6 protein-coding genes and 1 pseudogene are annotated in these 14,802 nt (G+C 68.0%); 5 read left to right on the forward strand and 2 right to left on the reverse strand.

Annotation, left to right across the window (positions count from 1 at the left end; all coding sequences use genetic code 11):
- Positions 1-188: 188 nt before the first annotated feature.
- The 5 genes and pseudogenes from O8I58_RS13005 to recD all read left to right on the forward strand — a co-directional run.
- Positions 189-2,528, forward strand: a pseudogene (locus O8I58_RS13005) (putative Ig domain-containing protein); the annotation flags it as partial.
- Between the two features lie 656 nt (positions 2,529-3,184).
- Positions 3,185-4,009 carry an autotransporter outer membrane beta-barrel domain-containing protein gene (locus O8I58_RS13010; RefSeq protein WP_298316762.1) on the forward strand — a complete coding sequence of 275 codons (825 nt, stop codon included), beginning with the start codon at positions 3,185-3,187 and terminating at the stop codon, positions 4,007-4,009.
- Positions 4,010-4,063: 54 nt separating this feature from the next.
- The gene (recC, locus tag O8I58_RS13015) at positions 4,064-7,432 is read left to right on the forward strand and encodes an exodeoxyribonuclease V subunit gamma (RefSeq protein WP_298316764.1); all 3,369 of its coding nucleotides are present in this window, start codon (positions 4,064-4,066) and stop codon (positions 7,430-7,432) included.
- 634 nt (positions 7,433-8,066) lie between these two features.
- Positions 8,067-11,690 (forward strand): UvrD-helicase domain-containing protein, encoded by a 3,624-nt coding sequence (locus O8I58_RS13020; RefSeq protein ID WP_298316766.1) that lies wholly within the window; start codon positions 8,067-8,069, stop codon positions 11,688-11,690.
- A gap of 79 nt (positions 11,691-11,769) precedes the next feature.
- Positions 11,770-13,734, forward strand: a complete 1,965-nt coding sequence (recD, locus tag O8I58_RS13025; protein ID WP_298316768.1) for an exodeoxyribonuclease V subunit alpha — start codon at positions 11,770-11,772, stop codon at positions 13,732-13,734.
- A 351-nt stretch (positions 13,735-14,085) separates the two neighbouring features.
- Here recD and O8I58_RS13030 read toward each other — a convergent pair whose 3' ends face one another.
- Together O8I58_RS13030 and O8I58_RS13035 are read right to left on the reverse strand one after the other, a co-directional pair.
- Positions 14,086-14,340 carry a hypothetical protein gene (locus O8I58_RS13030; protein ID WP_298316771.1) on the reverse strand — a complete coding sequence of 85 codons (255 nt, stop codon included), beginning with the start codon at positions 14,338-14,340 and terminating at the stop codon, positions 14,086-14,088.
- 250 nt (positions 14,341-14,590) lie between these two features.
- Entirely contained in the window at positions 14,591-14,785 is a 195-nt protein-coding gene (locus O8I58_RS13035; RefSeq protein WP_298323229.1) for a hypothetical protein, read from the reverse strand.
- Between the last annotated feature and the right edge of the window lie 17 nt (positions 14,786-14,802).

The following is a 14,802-nucleotide window of genomic DNA, read 5'->3' on the forward strand; positions in this document are numbered from 1 at the left end:
GCTCTAATGCCGCCTGGGGATCCGGGCATCCATCAGCGACAGGGGGTCGCGATGTGGCCGGAGCTGGGAATGATTGAATGATCGTGCGTCTTTTTGCTTGGGGCGTGCGTGGCGCCATCGGTGCCATGCCGTCAAACACCGTTACTGCGAATCGGCGTCTGATGCCGTGGCTGATGTTTCTAGCCTTGATGGTCTTGGCGCCCTTGGCCGGTGCCGAGGTCCCGCCACAGTTCGAGGGCGTGTCGCCAGCCAGCGGTCCCAGCAGTGGCGGCACCGAGGTGGTCCTGACGGGGAGCAACTTGACGGGCGCCACTGCGGTGTCGTTTGGCGGAATCGCTGCGGCCAGCTTCACGGTCGAGAGTGACACACAAATCCGTGCCATCACGCCGGCTGGGAGTGCGGGTAGCGTCGACGTGGCTGTCGCCTCGGCTAACTTCACATTCTTTAGGCAAAACGCGTACACGTATCTTCCGGCTGCGCCGGTCGCTACCATCATTGACATCACCCTGTCCTATGGTGATGACCCCTTCACATTCCCATTGTCATTGACTTCTGCCACGGCGACGTCGGTGGCCATTGTGACGGTGCCTAGCCACGGCACCGCCGTTGTCTCGGGGACTTCGCTCATCTACACCCCGGCCGCGTCCTATGTCGGTCCAGACAGCTTCCTCTATACCGCCAGCAACGCAGGCGGGACGTCTGACCCTGCCACGGTGAGCATCACCGTCAACCCACCCACGCTGGTATACACGCTGGTCAACCCGTCTGGAGGGGTGGTCGGCGTGGCGTATTCACAATCCTTGGCCGGCGCCTCGGGGGGAGCCGCGCCTTACACCTATGGCATTGGCTCGGGCACGCTGCCGCCCGGGGTGACCCTGGCGGCCGACGGCGCGTTGAGTGGCACGCCCACTGCCGCAGGCACTTTCAATTTCACTGTTACTGCGACCGATGCCAGCACGGGCACCGGGCCGTTTTCCATCACCAGCAGCACACTGAGCCTGACGATTGCGGCCCCGACGCTTACGCTCACCCCAACTACCGTGCCCACGCCAGTGCTGGGAACGGCCTACAACACGAGCATCGTGGCCAGCGGCGGGCTTGGGCCCTACACGTATGCGATCACGTCCGGCGCATTGCCTGCAGGCCTGTCGTTGAACATTTCGACTGGTGTCATTTCCGGTACGCCCACGGCCGTCGGCGCAAGCGCTTTTACGGTAATGGCCACTGATGCGCAGGGCTTCGCAGTTGCCCAGGCCTACACGCTGAACATCACGGTAGGTCCCCCGGGGGTGCCAACCATTGGCGTGGCCACAGCGGGCAATGGCCAGGCGACCGTAACGTTTACCGCACCTGCCAATACCGACGACGCAGCAATTACCGGCTACACCGTCACGTCCAGTCCCGGTGGCATCACCGGCACGGGAGCCGCCAGCCCGATCACCGTCGCCGGGCTGACCAACGGGACCAGCTACACCTTCAGCGTCACGGCCACCGGCAGTGGGGGCACCGGTCTTGCTTCAGCGGCCTCAGCGGCGGTCACGCCGATGGGCAGCCAGACCATCACCTTCCTGAATCCTGGCAGCTTGAATTTCGGCGCCACCTACACACTTGGGGCCACGGCCAGTTCGGCATTGCCGGTCAGCTACGCGTCCAGCACGAGCAGTATCTGCAGCGTGATTGCCGACACGGGAGTCGTCACGGGCAAGGCGCCCGGCAGCTGCACCATCACCGCCAGTCAGGCAGGGAACGTGGCTTACACCGCGGCCGCATCCGTGACACAGACGTTCCAGGTCGTGGTGCCTGGTGGCGCGGTGTCGATCACCAGCAGCGGAACGCTGCCGCCGGCCATCGCGGGGACCGCGTACTCGTCGCTGATCAACGCCAGTGGGGGCGCACCGCCCTACACGTTCTCGATCACGGCCGGGGCACTGCCGATCGGTCTTTTCCTCACATCGGCCGGAACGCTGGGTGGAACGCCGCTCGCCGCGGGAACCTTCAGTTTCCGCGTGCGGGCAGCTGACAACGCAGGGCAAACGGCCGAGGAACTTTTCACACTGGTGGTCGCATCCCCGGCACTGGCATTGACTCCGGCGACGCTGCCGGCTGGTGAGGTGGGTCAGGCATACAGTCAGACGCTGACGGCCAGTGGCGGTGTCGCGCCGTACAGCTATGCGATCACGTCCGGCGCGTTGCCTGCAGGGATCGCGTTGTCCGCCACCGGTGTGTTGTCGGGCACGGCAACGGCCGATGGCGAGTTTCGTTTCCGCGTGCAGGTCAGTGATGCACTGGGCTTCTCCGGCGAGGCCGATTACGTCTGGTCGGTGACGCCGAACGCGCCGCAGGTGGCCGACGATGCGGCCACGGTGCTCGGCGGCGGCAATGTGCTGATCGCGGTGACAGGCAATGACCAGGGCACGATCAATGCAATCGCAGTGACGTCCCCGCCTGCCCATGGCCAGGCCGTGGTGGAAGCCCTGCAGGTGCGTTACACACCGCAGGCCGGGTATTCGGGCGATGACAGTTTCACCTACACCGCGAGCGGTCCGGGTGGAACGTCGGCACCTGCCACGGTGCGCGTCACGGTCAACCCGTTGCCGGTGGTGATTGACCATGCCGCCGCGGCCACTGCCGGCACCGCCACCACCGTAGAGCTGACCGAAGGCGCCAGCGGTGGGCCGTTTACTGGTGCCACGCTGGTTTCGCTAGCACCGGCCGATGCGGGCACGGCAGTGATCCAGCGCAGTGGTCCCGGATCGAGTGCGGGCTATACCTTGACCTTCACACCCTCGGCCCAGTCCTCGGGCGTGGTCGTGGCGCGCTACACCTTGACCAATGCCTACGCGACCTCGGCCCAGGGGACGGTGACCTTTCAGGTCAGCGCCCGCCCGGATCCTTCCAAGGATCCGGAAGTCGCCGGGCTGATCGAAGCGCAGGCGGCCTCGGCGCGTCGCTTTGCCACGGCGCAGATCGGCAACTTCCGCCAGCACATGGAAACCCTGCACGGCGGACGCCAGGACGGCACCGGCTTCCGCAATGCCGTCACCTTTTCCGCCAGCTCGCGCTGCGAAGAGAACATCGGCCGCTTGCCGGGACAGGCCTGTGAGCGGGTGGCCGAGCGTGACGTGCAAATGCCGCAGGACCGTCGTGTCGTGCACCGGCCGATCAGCGGGGGCCACTGCTCGGGTTGTGGAGTGCCGGCACCATCCGTTCGGGCGGCACCCAGGGCAGCGGCCAGCGCACTAACGTGGATTTCCAGACCGATGGCGTCAGCGTGGGTGCGGATTACCGCGTCAATGGCCGGTTCGCCTGGGGCGGCGGCTTTGGCTGGGCGCGTGACGACAGCGATGTTGGCCAGCACGACAGCCGCAGCGATGCCACCGCCCAGACCATCGCGCTGTACGCCAGCTATCACCCGGGGCAACGCTGGTTCGTGGATGGCTTGATCGGCTACCAGAACCTGTCCTTCGATCTGGCGCGTTACCTCACGGCCAACGGTGGCCGTGTTGACGCCAACCGCGACGGGCGCCAGTGGTTGGCTTCGTTGTCGGTGGGTGCGGACCTGGCTTTCGGCCAAGGCCTGACCCTGACCCCCTACGGTCGCGTGGATGTGGCCCACGGCACGCTGGATGGTTATGTGGAGCAGGGCGATGCGTTCTATGCGCTGCGCTATGCATCGATGGATGTGGCCACCACGACCGGCAATGCGGGCATGAAGCTGGATTTCCGCCGCCGCATCGGCTGGGGCTGGTTTGCGCCGCTGCTGCGCATGGAGTACCAGCACGACTTCCAGGGACGCAGCACCGCGCGCTTCGGCTATGCCGATGTGCTCGGCGCCATGCCTTACAGCAGCACGGCAGCCGATCAGGATCGCAATCGCTTCAACGTTTCTGCCGGCGCCCAGCTGCAGACCGAAGGCGGCTTCAGCACCCGCCTGGAAGTGCAGAGCACGCTGGGTAACGGAAGCGACAGCGATCATGGCGTGATGCTCAACATCGAGAAGCGCTACTAAGCCACGCCGGCCGGGTCGCATCGGTTGCGACCCGGCTCCGGCACAATGATGCGCATGCAGGATTCGCGCCCGGACTTTCGCCTCTATCCCTCCAACTCACTTGAAGTGCTGGCCGGCCTGCTGGCGGCCGAACTGCGCCGGCCCGTACCCGGACAGTCGATCCTGGTCCCCGAGGTGGTGCTGATCCCGCAGGTGGCGATGCGCCGCTGGCTGCAGGCCACGCTGGCCGCCGCGCACGAGGTGGCGGCGAATCTGGAGTTCCTGACCCCTGGCGAGTTCATCGCCCGCGCGCTGGAAGCCAATCTCGGCAAGGCCCAGGACGAACTGGACGCGGCCACCCTGCAGTGGCGCCTGTATGCCGCACTGACCGATGACGCCCTGCTGGCGCAGCCGGCGCTGGCCGCCTTGCGCGGCTATCTGTCCGGTGATGACGCCCTCAAGCCCTGGGCCCTGGCCGGCGAACTGGCCAGCGTGTTCGAGAAATACCAGGCCTGGCGCCGCGACTGGCTGCTGCGCTGGGAAGCCGGCGCCGATCCGCTCGACCCGCAGGCCGTGTTGTGGCGACACGTGGCACAGGGCCGCGGTTATCGCGCGCGGCGCATCCAGGATTACCTGGACCGGTTCAGTGGCGACACCGCCGCGCTGCCGGTCGGGCTGCCCAGGCGCGTGTTCGCTTTCGCCACGCTCAATATTTCACCCGACGTGCTGCGCGTGCTGGCCACCCAGGCGCGGGTCGGCACGATGCATTTCTACCTGCCCACGCCGACCCAGTCCTACTGGGGCGACCTGCAGACCCTGGCCGCGAGGTTGCGCGAGGGCGATGCCAACCCGTTCGGTGACGAAGCCGGCGAAAACCGCCTGCTCCAGGCCTGGGGCGCGGCCGGCCGCGACTTCATGGCGGTGCTGGGCAGTTACGAAGTGGTCCACCCGACCGGCGAGATCGCCGCCTACGACGACCCGGAAGAACGCGCTGGCCGCACCCGCGCCGACGGTGGCCTGGCAGACAGCCTGCTGCACCGGCTGCAGGCCGACCTGTTCCACCGTCGCGGCAGGCCGGGTGGCGCGCTGCGTGACACGCTGGACCGCGACGACCCCAGCCTGCAGGTCCATGCCTGCCACACTCGCCTGCGCGAACTGCAGGTGCTGCACGACCAGCTGCGCGGCTTGCTGGAAGACCCGCGCTTCGACCCGCCGCTGCAGCCGCGCGAGATCGCCGTGCTGGCGCCGGACATCGATCCCTACGTGCCGTACCTGGAAGCGGTGTTCGGCGGCCGCGGCCAGGACGACCGCATTCCCTACGCGCTGGCCGACACCAGCCCGCTGGCCGGCGAGCCGCTGGCCGAGGTGTTCGTGCGCCTGCTTGGCCTGCCGGTGTCGCGCTTCGGCTTGAACGAAACCCTGGACCTGCTGGCCAGCCCGCCCCTGGCCGAGGCCGCCGGGCTGGATGCGGCCGCGTTCGAACGCCTGCACGGCTGGCTGCAGGCCGCCGGCGCGCGCTGGGGGCTCAATGCCGAACACCGCGCCCAGCACGCCGCGCCGCGCGACGACGCCTACACCTGGCAGTTCGCGCTCGATCGGCTGCTGCTGGGCTATGCCAGCGGCAGCGAGGACGAGATCGAAGGCGTCGCGCCATGGCCGCAGCTGGAAGGCGGCGCGCTGTCGGCGCTGGACGCCTTGATCCGGCTGCTGCGGGTGCTGTCGCGCGCGCAGCAGGCGCTGGGCGAAGCGCTGCCGCCGCAGGCCTGGCGCGAACGCCTGCTCGGCCTGCTCGATGCCTTGCTGCCGCAGACGCCATCGGCCCAGGCAACGCAGCGCGCGCTGGACCGGCTGCGCAAGCTCATCGACGACTTCGCCAACGCGGCCGAGCGCGCCAGCTTCGACGCGCCGCTGCCGGCCGAGGTAGTGCGCGCGCATTTCGCCGCCGTGCTGGCCGAGGCCGACACGCGCGCGCCGCTGCTGACCGGTGGCATCAGCGTCGGCCGCATGGTGCCGATGCGGCTGTTGCCGTTCCGCGTCATCTGCCTGCTGGGCATGAACGATGGCGATTTCCCGCGCCGCGATCCGGCCGCCGGGCTCAACCAGCTCACCGCGCAGCTGGGCACCGACCAGCGCCGCCACGGCGACCGCTCCACCCGCGAGGACGACCGCTTCCTGTTCCTGCAGCTGTTCGCCTCGGCGCAGGACGCGTTCTACCTGAGCTACCTGGGCGCAGATCCGCGCGATGGCAGCGTGCGCGAGCCGTCGGTGCTGGCGACCGAACTGATCGCCGCCGCCGCCGATTATCACGTCGACGCCAAACAAGCGGCCGAGGCCATGACCGTGCGCCATGCCTTGCAGCCGTTCGCGCCCGCTGCGTTCGGCGCCGATGGCGATCCGCGCCGATTCAGCTATCGCGGCCAGTGGCAGCCGGCAGCGGGACGCATCGGCGGCCACCGCGAACGCCTGAAGCCCTGGTTCGATCACGCACTGCCGGCGCTGGAGCACATCGAAAGCGAACTGTCGCTGGACGAGCTGCGGCGTTTCTTCACCGCACCGGCCACCCAGTTCCTGCGCCAGCGCCTGGACCTGCGCCTGGCCGACGAAGCCGAAACCAGCCAGGACGTCGAGCCGTTGCTGCTGGCCGGTGGCGGCCTGGAAAAACTGCAGCTGCAGCACGAAGTCTTCGACGCGCTGCTGACCGGTAGCGATGCGGATCTGTACGCACGCCTGCGGGCCCGCGCGCTGCTGCCGTCCGGGCCATTGGGCCGGCGTGAACTGGACGCGCTGGTCGATGCCACCCGGCCGTATGCCGAGGCGTTGTCCGCATGGCGCAGCGATGCCGAGGCGACCTCGCAGCGTGTGGAAGTGGAACTGGATGGCGTGCGCCTGCACGGGCGATTGGCGGGCCTCTATCCACACGGCCAGGCGCAGCTGCGTTTCGGCGCCCTCAACGGCCCGGCCGCGATCCGCCAGGGCCTGGACTGGCTGCTGGCCAGCGCTGCCGACCTGCGTTTGCCGCAGGTGCGTTTCCATGACGGTGGCGAAGCCGGCATCGGCCCGTTCGAGCGCCCCGTACTGGCGCCCGACATCGCGCGCACCGTGCTGCGCCACCTGCTGCAGCTGCGCCGTGACGGGCTGCAAGCGCCGCTGGTGTTCGGACCGTATAGCGGCTGGGAATATTTCAACGGAGCCGATGCCGACAAGGCCACCAAGGCCGCCGCGGCCAAGTGGCGTGGCAGTGACCGCGCATGGGGCGAAGGCACCGCCGAAAGCTATCGCCTGGCCCTGCGCGGCCGCGATCCCTTCGCCGATTCCACGCTGCTGGCCCAGTTCGCCAACACCAGCTTCGCCGTGTATCGCGCGGTGATGGACGGCGCAATCCACACCGGCTTCGGCGAAGACCGCAGCTTCACGGTGGAAGCGGATGCGGAGGTGGACGCGTGAGTGGCAGCGAGCGTGGATTTGAAATGCGGCGCCGTCAGCTGCCTTCGTCTTCTCCCCGGGTTTCGATCTGGACTTGGCGTGTTGCGCATTTCGCGTGCGTCATCGGGTCGGGACGTGACATCAATGAAGGGCGTCATCTCTGCGAAGGCGGGAGGCGCTTCACAACAGCGCATTGCGCTGTTCATCCAGCGGCATTGCACATTGAAGGCGAAAGTCCCTGGATCCCCGCCTTCGCGGGGATGACGATAGAAATTTCTTCGAGGGCCCTTAAGTGCCCGACTGGCGCTAACTCAAAATCCCTTCCTGCATCTGCATCTGCATCTGCATCTGCATCTGCACCTGCACCTGCTCTTTTTGCCTTTGCTTCAAGCTCCTCGCCTTTGACCCACCCGAGCCGTAAAGCGAGCCGAGCATCGCAGGAAGCCAGGGCCGCAGAGGCGCGGATGTCTGAGCGCAGCGAGTTCCGCGCCGTGCCCTGGCTTCCGAGAAGCGCAGGGGACCGCCGCGTAGTGGCGGCGCGCGTCCCGGCGAAAACGGTTTGGCCTACTTTTGCCAAGACAAAAGTAGGTCGCGCAACGCGCGAAAGCTTTTTCGCTCCCCCGACGATGCAGGCAGATCACCCGGGAGGACGCGAATGAACGAACAAGACCCCTACCTCACCCTCCCCCTCACCGGCACCCGCCTGATCGAGGCCTCCGCCGGCACCGGCAAGACCTTCACCCTGGCCACGCTGGTCACCCGGCTGGTGGTCGAACGACGCCTGCGCATCGGCCAGATCCTGGCGGTGACCTTCACCGAGGCCGCCACCCAGGAACTGCGCAAGCGCATCCGCGAACGCCTGGCCGTCGCTGTGCGCGTGATTGGCATGGCGCCGACCGAAGAGGAAGCACCCGACGTCGCACTGAGCCGCGCGATCATCGCTGCGCACCTGCAGGACAGCGACGAAACCGCTGACGCCCTGCAGCGTCGCCTGCAGCAGGCCGCCGACGAGATCGACCTGGCCGCCATCTTCACCATCCACGGCTTCTGCGCGCGCGTGCTGCGTGAACATGCGCTGGAAAGCGGCCAGACCTTCGCCCCGCCGGAACTGCTGGCCAGCGACCGCGAACTGCGCGATGAACTGGCCGCCGACCTGTGGCGCGTGCATGCGGCCGATCCACACGATGTCGATGCGCTGGTCGGGCTGTGGAAGGAAGGTCCGGATGCGCTGGCCCGCGACCTGGGCAAGCTGATCGCCCAGCCGGTGCTGTTGCCTGCGCCGACGCCGGCCGATCCGGGCGATGACCCCGAGGCCGCGCTGCACGCCGCCGCGCGTGCGCTGGCAGAGGCCTTCGCCGCGCATGGTGATGCCTTCCTTGCCGACCTGTTGAAGGCTGTGGAAGACAAGGTCCTCAACAACACCAGCTACAAGCCCAAGTGGATCAACGAATTCTGGGTCGAGCTGCGCCAGTGGTGCCGCCGGGGGCACTGGTCGGTTCCCTTGGGCGCGCGCCTTGCGCAGCTTTCCGTTGAAGCACTCGAATCCAAGACCAGCGTCAAGCACGTCGGTCGCACCCCCACCTCGCCGATCTGTGCGTCGATTCCCGCCTATCTTGAAGCTGTCGCCGCGCAGGCGGCAGCCCGCGAGCGTGAGCGCGTGCGCCTGCTGCACCGCATCCGAGACGAAGCGCGCCTGCGCCTGGCCCAGCTCAAGCAACAGCGCCGCGTGCAGACCTACGACGACCTGATCGACGGCGTGGCCGTCGCGCTGGAAGGACCGCACGCCCACGCGCTGGTGCAGCGCCTGCGCGCGCAGTACGCCATCGCGCTGGTCGACGAATTCCAGGACACCGATCCGCGCCAGTGGCGCATCTTCCACACCGTGTTCGGTGATTCGGATGCAACGCGTGCGCTGGCCCTGGCGCCGGCGCTGTTCTTGATTGGCGATCCCAAGCAGGCCATCTACGGTTTCCGTGGCGGCGATGTGCAGACCTACCTGGCCGCCGCAGCGGTGGCCGAACAAGCGCCGCCGCTGGATCGCAATTTCCGTTCGCGGCCCAGCGTGCTGGCCGCAATCGAAGCGCTGTACGCGCAGGCTGGCGAGGGCGCCTTCATCGAGGCCGGCATCAGGTTCCACCCGGTTGCGCCCGGCACCCAGCGTGTCGATGCCGATTACCAGCGCGATGACAAACCCGCGCCGGCGTTGACGTTGTGGCGTGCACCAGCGTCGGAGCAGCTGGATGCGAAGAACCAGCCGAAGGTACACAGCTCGCCGCGCTCGCGCGAGCTCGCCACCGATGCCTGCGTGGCCGCCATCCATGCGGTGCTGACCGAAGCACGTGCGGGCAGGGCCGCGATCAAGGACAGGCCGATCCAGCCGGGCGACATCGCCGTGCTGGTGCGCAAGCATGGCGAGGCCACGCGTATCCAGCAGGCGCTGGCTGCGGTTGGCATTCCCGCCGTCGCTGCCGGCAAGCAGAGCCTGTTCGCCACGGGCGAAGCACACGAACTGCTGACCCTGCTGCTGGCCCTGCTGCACAGCGCCGACGATGGCCGCCTGCGCGCGGCGCTGGCGACGGTGCTGCTTGGTGTGGATGCCAGTGGCATTGCAGCGTTGGAAACCGATGGCGATGCGCATCGCGCCTGGCAGCTGCAGGCGCTGGACTGGCGCGAACGCGTGCAGCGCGGCGGTCCGCTCGCCCTGGTCAGCGACCTGTGCGCGGCCCAGGCCGAGCGCCTGCTCGGCCTGCTCGATGGCGAGCGCCGCCTGACCAACTACCTGCAGTTGGGCGAACTGCTGCAGCACGCGCAGGCACGCGCGCTGGGCTTGCATGGCCTGGTCGACTGGCTGGTCCTGCAGATCAGCGAGGCCGACAGCGACGATGAAACCCAGTTGCTGCGCCTGGAATCCGACGCGCGCCGGGTGCAGATCGTCACCCTGCACAAGTCAAAGGGCCTGGAGTATCCGCTGGTGTTCCTGCCGTTCGTGGGCATCGGTGGCAAGCCGCCCGATCCCGGCCACGCCTGCGTCGTGCAGGATGCTGGGCACCAGCGTGTCCTGCACTGGAAACTGCAGGCCGAGACTTCGGGTTGGAGCGCCGCGCGTGATGCCTGGATCGAGGCGCAGCGTGCCGAAGATGCACGCCTGCTCTACGTCGGCCTGACCCGCGCCGAACACGCGCTGTGGGTCGCCACCGGCGACTTCTACAACGTCCGGCAGACCGCGCTGGCACCGATGCTGCAGGACCGCGATGCGCTGGCCGCCGTGCCGGGCATCGTCATCGAAGGCGACACGCTGCCGGTCGTGCCCGCATGGCTGCCGCCAGAAGCCGAAGCCGCGCCACCGCAGGCCCGCCACGTTGCGCGCGCGCTCTCGCATGACTGGTGGGTCTATAGCTTCACCCAGCTGGCCAACGCCGACAGCGGCGCCGAGTCGGTGGCCAGTGCCAATACCGTCGCCACAGCCGGCGGTAATGACGAACCCGCAGGCGACGCCGAGGATGTCGCGCCGGTGCCGGCCGAGGTGTTCGATCCGCGCTTTGCCGGCAATCGCTTCGGCGTGGTCCTGCACGATGCGCTGGAACGCAGCGACTTCGCCCTGTGGCAGCACTGGCAGCCTGGTGATGTCGCGCCGGCCGCGGACATCGAGATCATCCATGGCGCGCTGAAAGCCGGCGGCTATCCGGCCGAGGACATCGACGACGGCACCGGCGTCATCACCACGATGATCGGCCAGACCCTCACCGTCGCCCTGCCCGAAGGCGTGCGCCTGTGCGACGTGCCGGCCGATGCACGCCGGCCGGAAATCGAATTCCAGTTCGCCCTGCAGCCGACCGCGGTCGATGCACTGCTGCACCTGCTGCACGCGCATGGCGTGGTCCGCGAACGCCACAGCTTCGGCCTGCGCCGCCAGTTGGAAGGCCTGATGACCGGCCTGATCGACCTGACCTACCATCACGATGGGCGCTGGTACGTGCTGGACTACAAATCCAATCGGCTGTCCGCCTACGACGCCGCATCGTTGCAGCGCGCGATGGCGCACAGCGAGTACGACCTGCAGGCGCTGATCTACACCCTGGCGCTGCACCGCTGGCTGCGCTTCCGCATCGCCGATTACGACTACGCACGCGATTTCGGCGGCATCCGCTATCTGTTCTGCCGTGGCCTGGACGCCACGTGCGTCGATTCGCCCGGCGTGCACGCGCAGCGGTTCGCCCCGGCGCTGATCGAAGCGCTGGATGCGTTGTTTGCTGGCCAACACACGGAGGCAGCGGCGTGAGCCTGATGACAACGGCATGCGCTTTGGCCCTCTCTCCCACAAGTGGGGGAGAGAGGACAGAAGCGAGGCGATTCGGCCCATGACTTCCAACCTCCTTGCCGCCCTCCTGCGCGCCGGCGTGTTGCGCACGCTCGACCACGCCTTCGCCCAGAGCCTGCGCCGGCTGGAACCAGACACGCCCGACGACGTCCTGGCCGCCGCCGCACTGGCGTCGCTTGCCGTGGCCCAGGGCCATGCCGGGTTCGACCCCGCGCGCCCGCAGCTGCTGACCGACGCACCGCTGGACTGGCCTGACGCCGTGCAGTGGCACGCCGCGATTGCCGCTTCGCGCTGGGTCGCCCGGCCTGTCGAAGCCGCCGAGGCCAGCGCCACCGACGCGCCGCTGGTGCTGGAAAACAACCTGCTCTATTTGCGCCGTTATCGCGAGTACGAACGCCGGCTCGCGGTGAACCTGCAGCGCATCGCCGCCCAGGCGCTGGACGCAGGCGACACCCCCCGAAGAGGGACTTGCTTCGCTGCGCAGGCGGTCGCCGAGGTGTTCGCCACGTTGTTCCCCCGAGGGCGCACGGGCGAAGACCGCCAGGCACGCGCCGCAGCACTCGCCCTGCGCCGCGCGCTGTTGCTGGTCACCGGCGGCCCCGGCACCGGCAAGACCACCACCATCACCCGCCTGCTGGTGCTGCGCATGGCGCTGGCGCAACAGTCCGGCGCCACGTCGCCGCGCATCGCGCTGGCCGCGCCCACCGGCCGCGCCGCCGAGCGCATGGCCGAAAGCCTGCGCAAGGCCGCCGCCGGCATCGTCGCCAGCGGCGTGGACGCAGCGCTGTGCGCAGGCCTGCCGGAAAGCGCCAGCACCCTGCATCGCCTGCTCGGCACCATTCCCGATTCGCCGGTATTCCGCCACACCGCCGACAACCCGCTGCCGTTCGACGTGATCGTGGTCGACGAAGCCTCGATGGTCGACCTGCCGCTGATGTGCAAGCTGGTCGAAGCGGTGGCCGACGGCACCCAGCTGATCCTGCTCGGCGATGCCGACCAGCTGCCGTCGGTGGAAGCCGGCGACGTGCTGGCCGCGATCCTCACCGCCGCCGGCCCCGGCGATGCGCTGGCCGCCGCCGATGCCAAGGCCTTGCAACCCCTGCTGGGCGATGCCGTGCCGGTCGATGCGGATGCCAGCGGCCTGCACGGCCACCGCGTGCAGCTCACGCGAGGCTATCGCCAGGATGCCGACTTCGACCTGCAGCCGCTGGCCAACGCCACGCGCTATGGCGACGCCGAGACCGCGCTGTCGCTGCTGCGCGACGGCGACCTGCGCGGCGTCACGTTCCACGAGGACGTGCTGGACCCATTCGAGGCACGGCGCGAGGTCTTCCTGTCGCACTGGCGCGCCCTGGCTGACGCGCCCGATCCGGCCACCGCCCTGCTGCTGGCCCAGCGCCTGCGCCTGCTCACCGCCGTGCGCGAAGGCCCGCAGGGTGCACGCGGTTTGAATGCGCGCATCGAGGAACTGCTGTCCGGCCGCCGCACCGGCAGCGCGCCGGCCTATTTCCACGGCCGCCTGCTGCTGGTCACCGAAAACAGTTACCGCCATCGCCTGTTCAACGGCGACATCGGCATCTGTCTCAGGGACGGCAGCGGCGCGCTGATGGCCTGGTTTGCCGGTGGCCAAGATGGCGGCGTGCGCCCGTTCCATCCGTCTGCCTTGCCCGCACACGAAAGCGCCTTCGCCATGACCGTGCACAAGGCCCAAGGCAGCGAGTTCGACGAGGTCTGGCTGCAACTGCCGCGCGCGGCGAACCGCGTGCTCTCGCGCGAACTGGTCTACACCGCCATCACCCGCGCCCGCACCCGCCTGCACGTCGCCGGCAGTGCCGAAGTCCTGCGCGATGCGCTGGCACGACACGCCGTGCGCATGTCGGGATTGGCGTGGCGGCTGGGCGGCAGCACGCCGCCGGAAGCGTTGCAGATTGCCGAGCCAACGCCGACGGCAACGCCAGCATCGTCCATCAACGAAACGCCGCCGCAACAGGGTGCGTTGTTCTGATTGATTGGTGTATTGGCCAAAACAGCCGGTGCAATCAGTCGTCATTCCCGCGAACGCGGGAACCCAGGGACGTTGCTTTCGTTGTCCCCGCGAGCGCGGGAAGCACCCTGCGACGGTGAGCAGTGCTGATCATCCAGGGATACTTCAGTCGCCATCACCGCGAAGACGAGGATGCAGTGGCTTCAAATCATTGAGCGCAAAGTCACTGGGTGACCAGCCATTCGGCTGTTGTGAAGCACCTCCCGCCTTCGCGGGAATGACGAGCCAAAGACAGATGATTCGAGGATTCGCTTGATCCTGCGTCCCCGCCTTCGATATGCAGATCAAACCAGGAACCCGCACCAGGCGAACCTACTTCCCCGCCGCCCGCATCTCCGCGGCCTTCTGCGCCAGTTCCTTGATCTTCAGTTCGCGCGCGTGTTCGGCGCGCTTCAGCGCGGCGCGGGCTTCCTTGATGACTTCGTGCGCCAGGTTCTGGTTGGTGTGCAGGCGCTTGGCGTCCATCGCGGTATCCAGCTGGTGTTGGGCGCCGGCCACGCCCTTGTCGACGCGATACAGCGGGTCCTGCGCGTTGGTGGTCAGCGGTGGGTCGTAGCGCTTCTTCATGGCAGGTCTTCGGAATCAGGGCGCCACGATAGCCAGCCTGGCCCGACGTTGCACGCGTCGTGTCGCGATCAGCCGGCGCAATAGCGCGTGTTCACAGACGGTGCGCGGCCCTCGCACTGATGCCGTGCCCGGCCTCGGCGCGAATGCCGCCGCCCTTGCCGTCATCCCCGCGCACGCGGGGACCCAACGCCTTCAAGCCAAAATCCCAGGCAAAAATGGCGTGGCCTGCTGCTGGCCGCGCCGTGATGGCTTACTTGGTCTCGACGCGCTGGTACTGGTCGCTGCCGGTGTTGAGGTGGCCGTTGGCCTGGTCGATGGCAAAGCTCGCAGTTTCACCGTCGTTGTTCACCTGCCGCGCGCCGTCCTTGTAGACGGCGGGGTAGCTGTCGGTCCTGAGCTTGCGGCTGAAGAATTTCGGCGTGAAAAAAAGGCCAGCAACGCCCAATTGACAAGCGCGTGCCG

Origin of the sequence: Pseudoxanthomonas sp., from assembly GCF_027498035.1 — a bacterium.
Classification (GTDB): domain Bacteria; phylum Pseudomonadota; class Gammaproteobacteria; order Xanthomonadales; family Xanthomonadaceae; genus Pseudoxanthomonas_A.

Excerpts from the sequence above, each read along its gene's own strand:
- recC (WP_298316764.1), top strand. The coding sequence starts at position 4,064 with ATGCAGGATTCGCGCCCGGACTTTCGCCTCTATCCCTCCAACTCACTT.
- O8I58_RS13020 (WP_298316766.1), top strand. The coding sequence starts at position 8,067 with ATGAACGAACAAGACCCCTACCTCACCCTCCCCCTCACCGGCACCCGC.
- recD (WP_298316768.1), top strand. The coding sequence starts at position 11,770 with ATGACTTCCAACCTCCTTGCCGCCCTCCTGCGCGCCGGCGTGTTGCGC.
- O8I58_RS13030 (WP_298316771.1), bottom strand. The coding sequence starts at position 14,340 with ATGAAGAAGCGCTACGACCCACCGCTGACCACCAACGCGCAGGACCCG.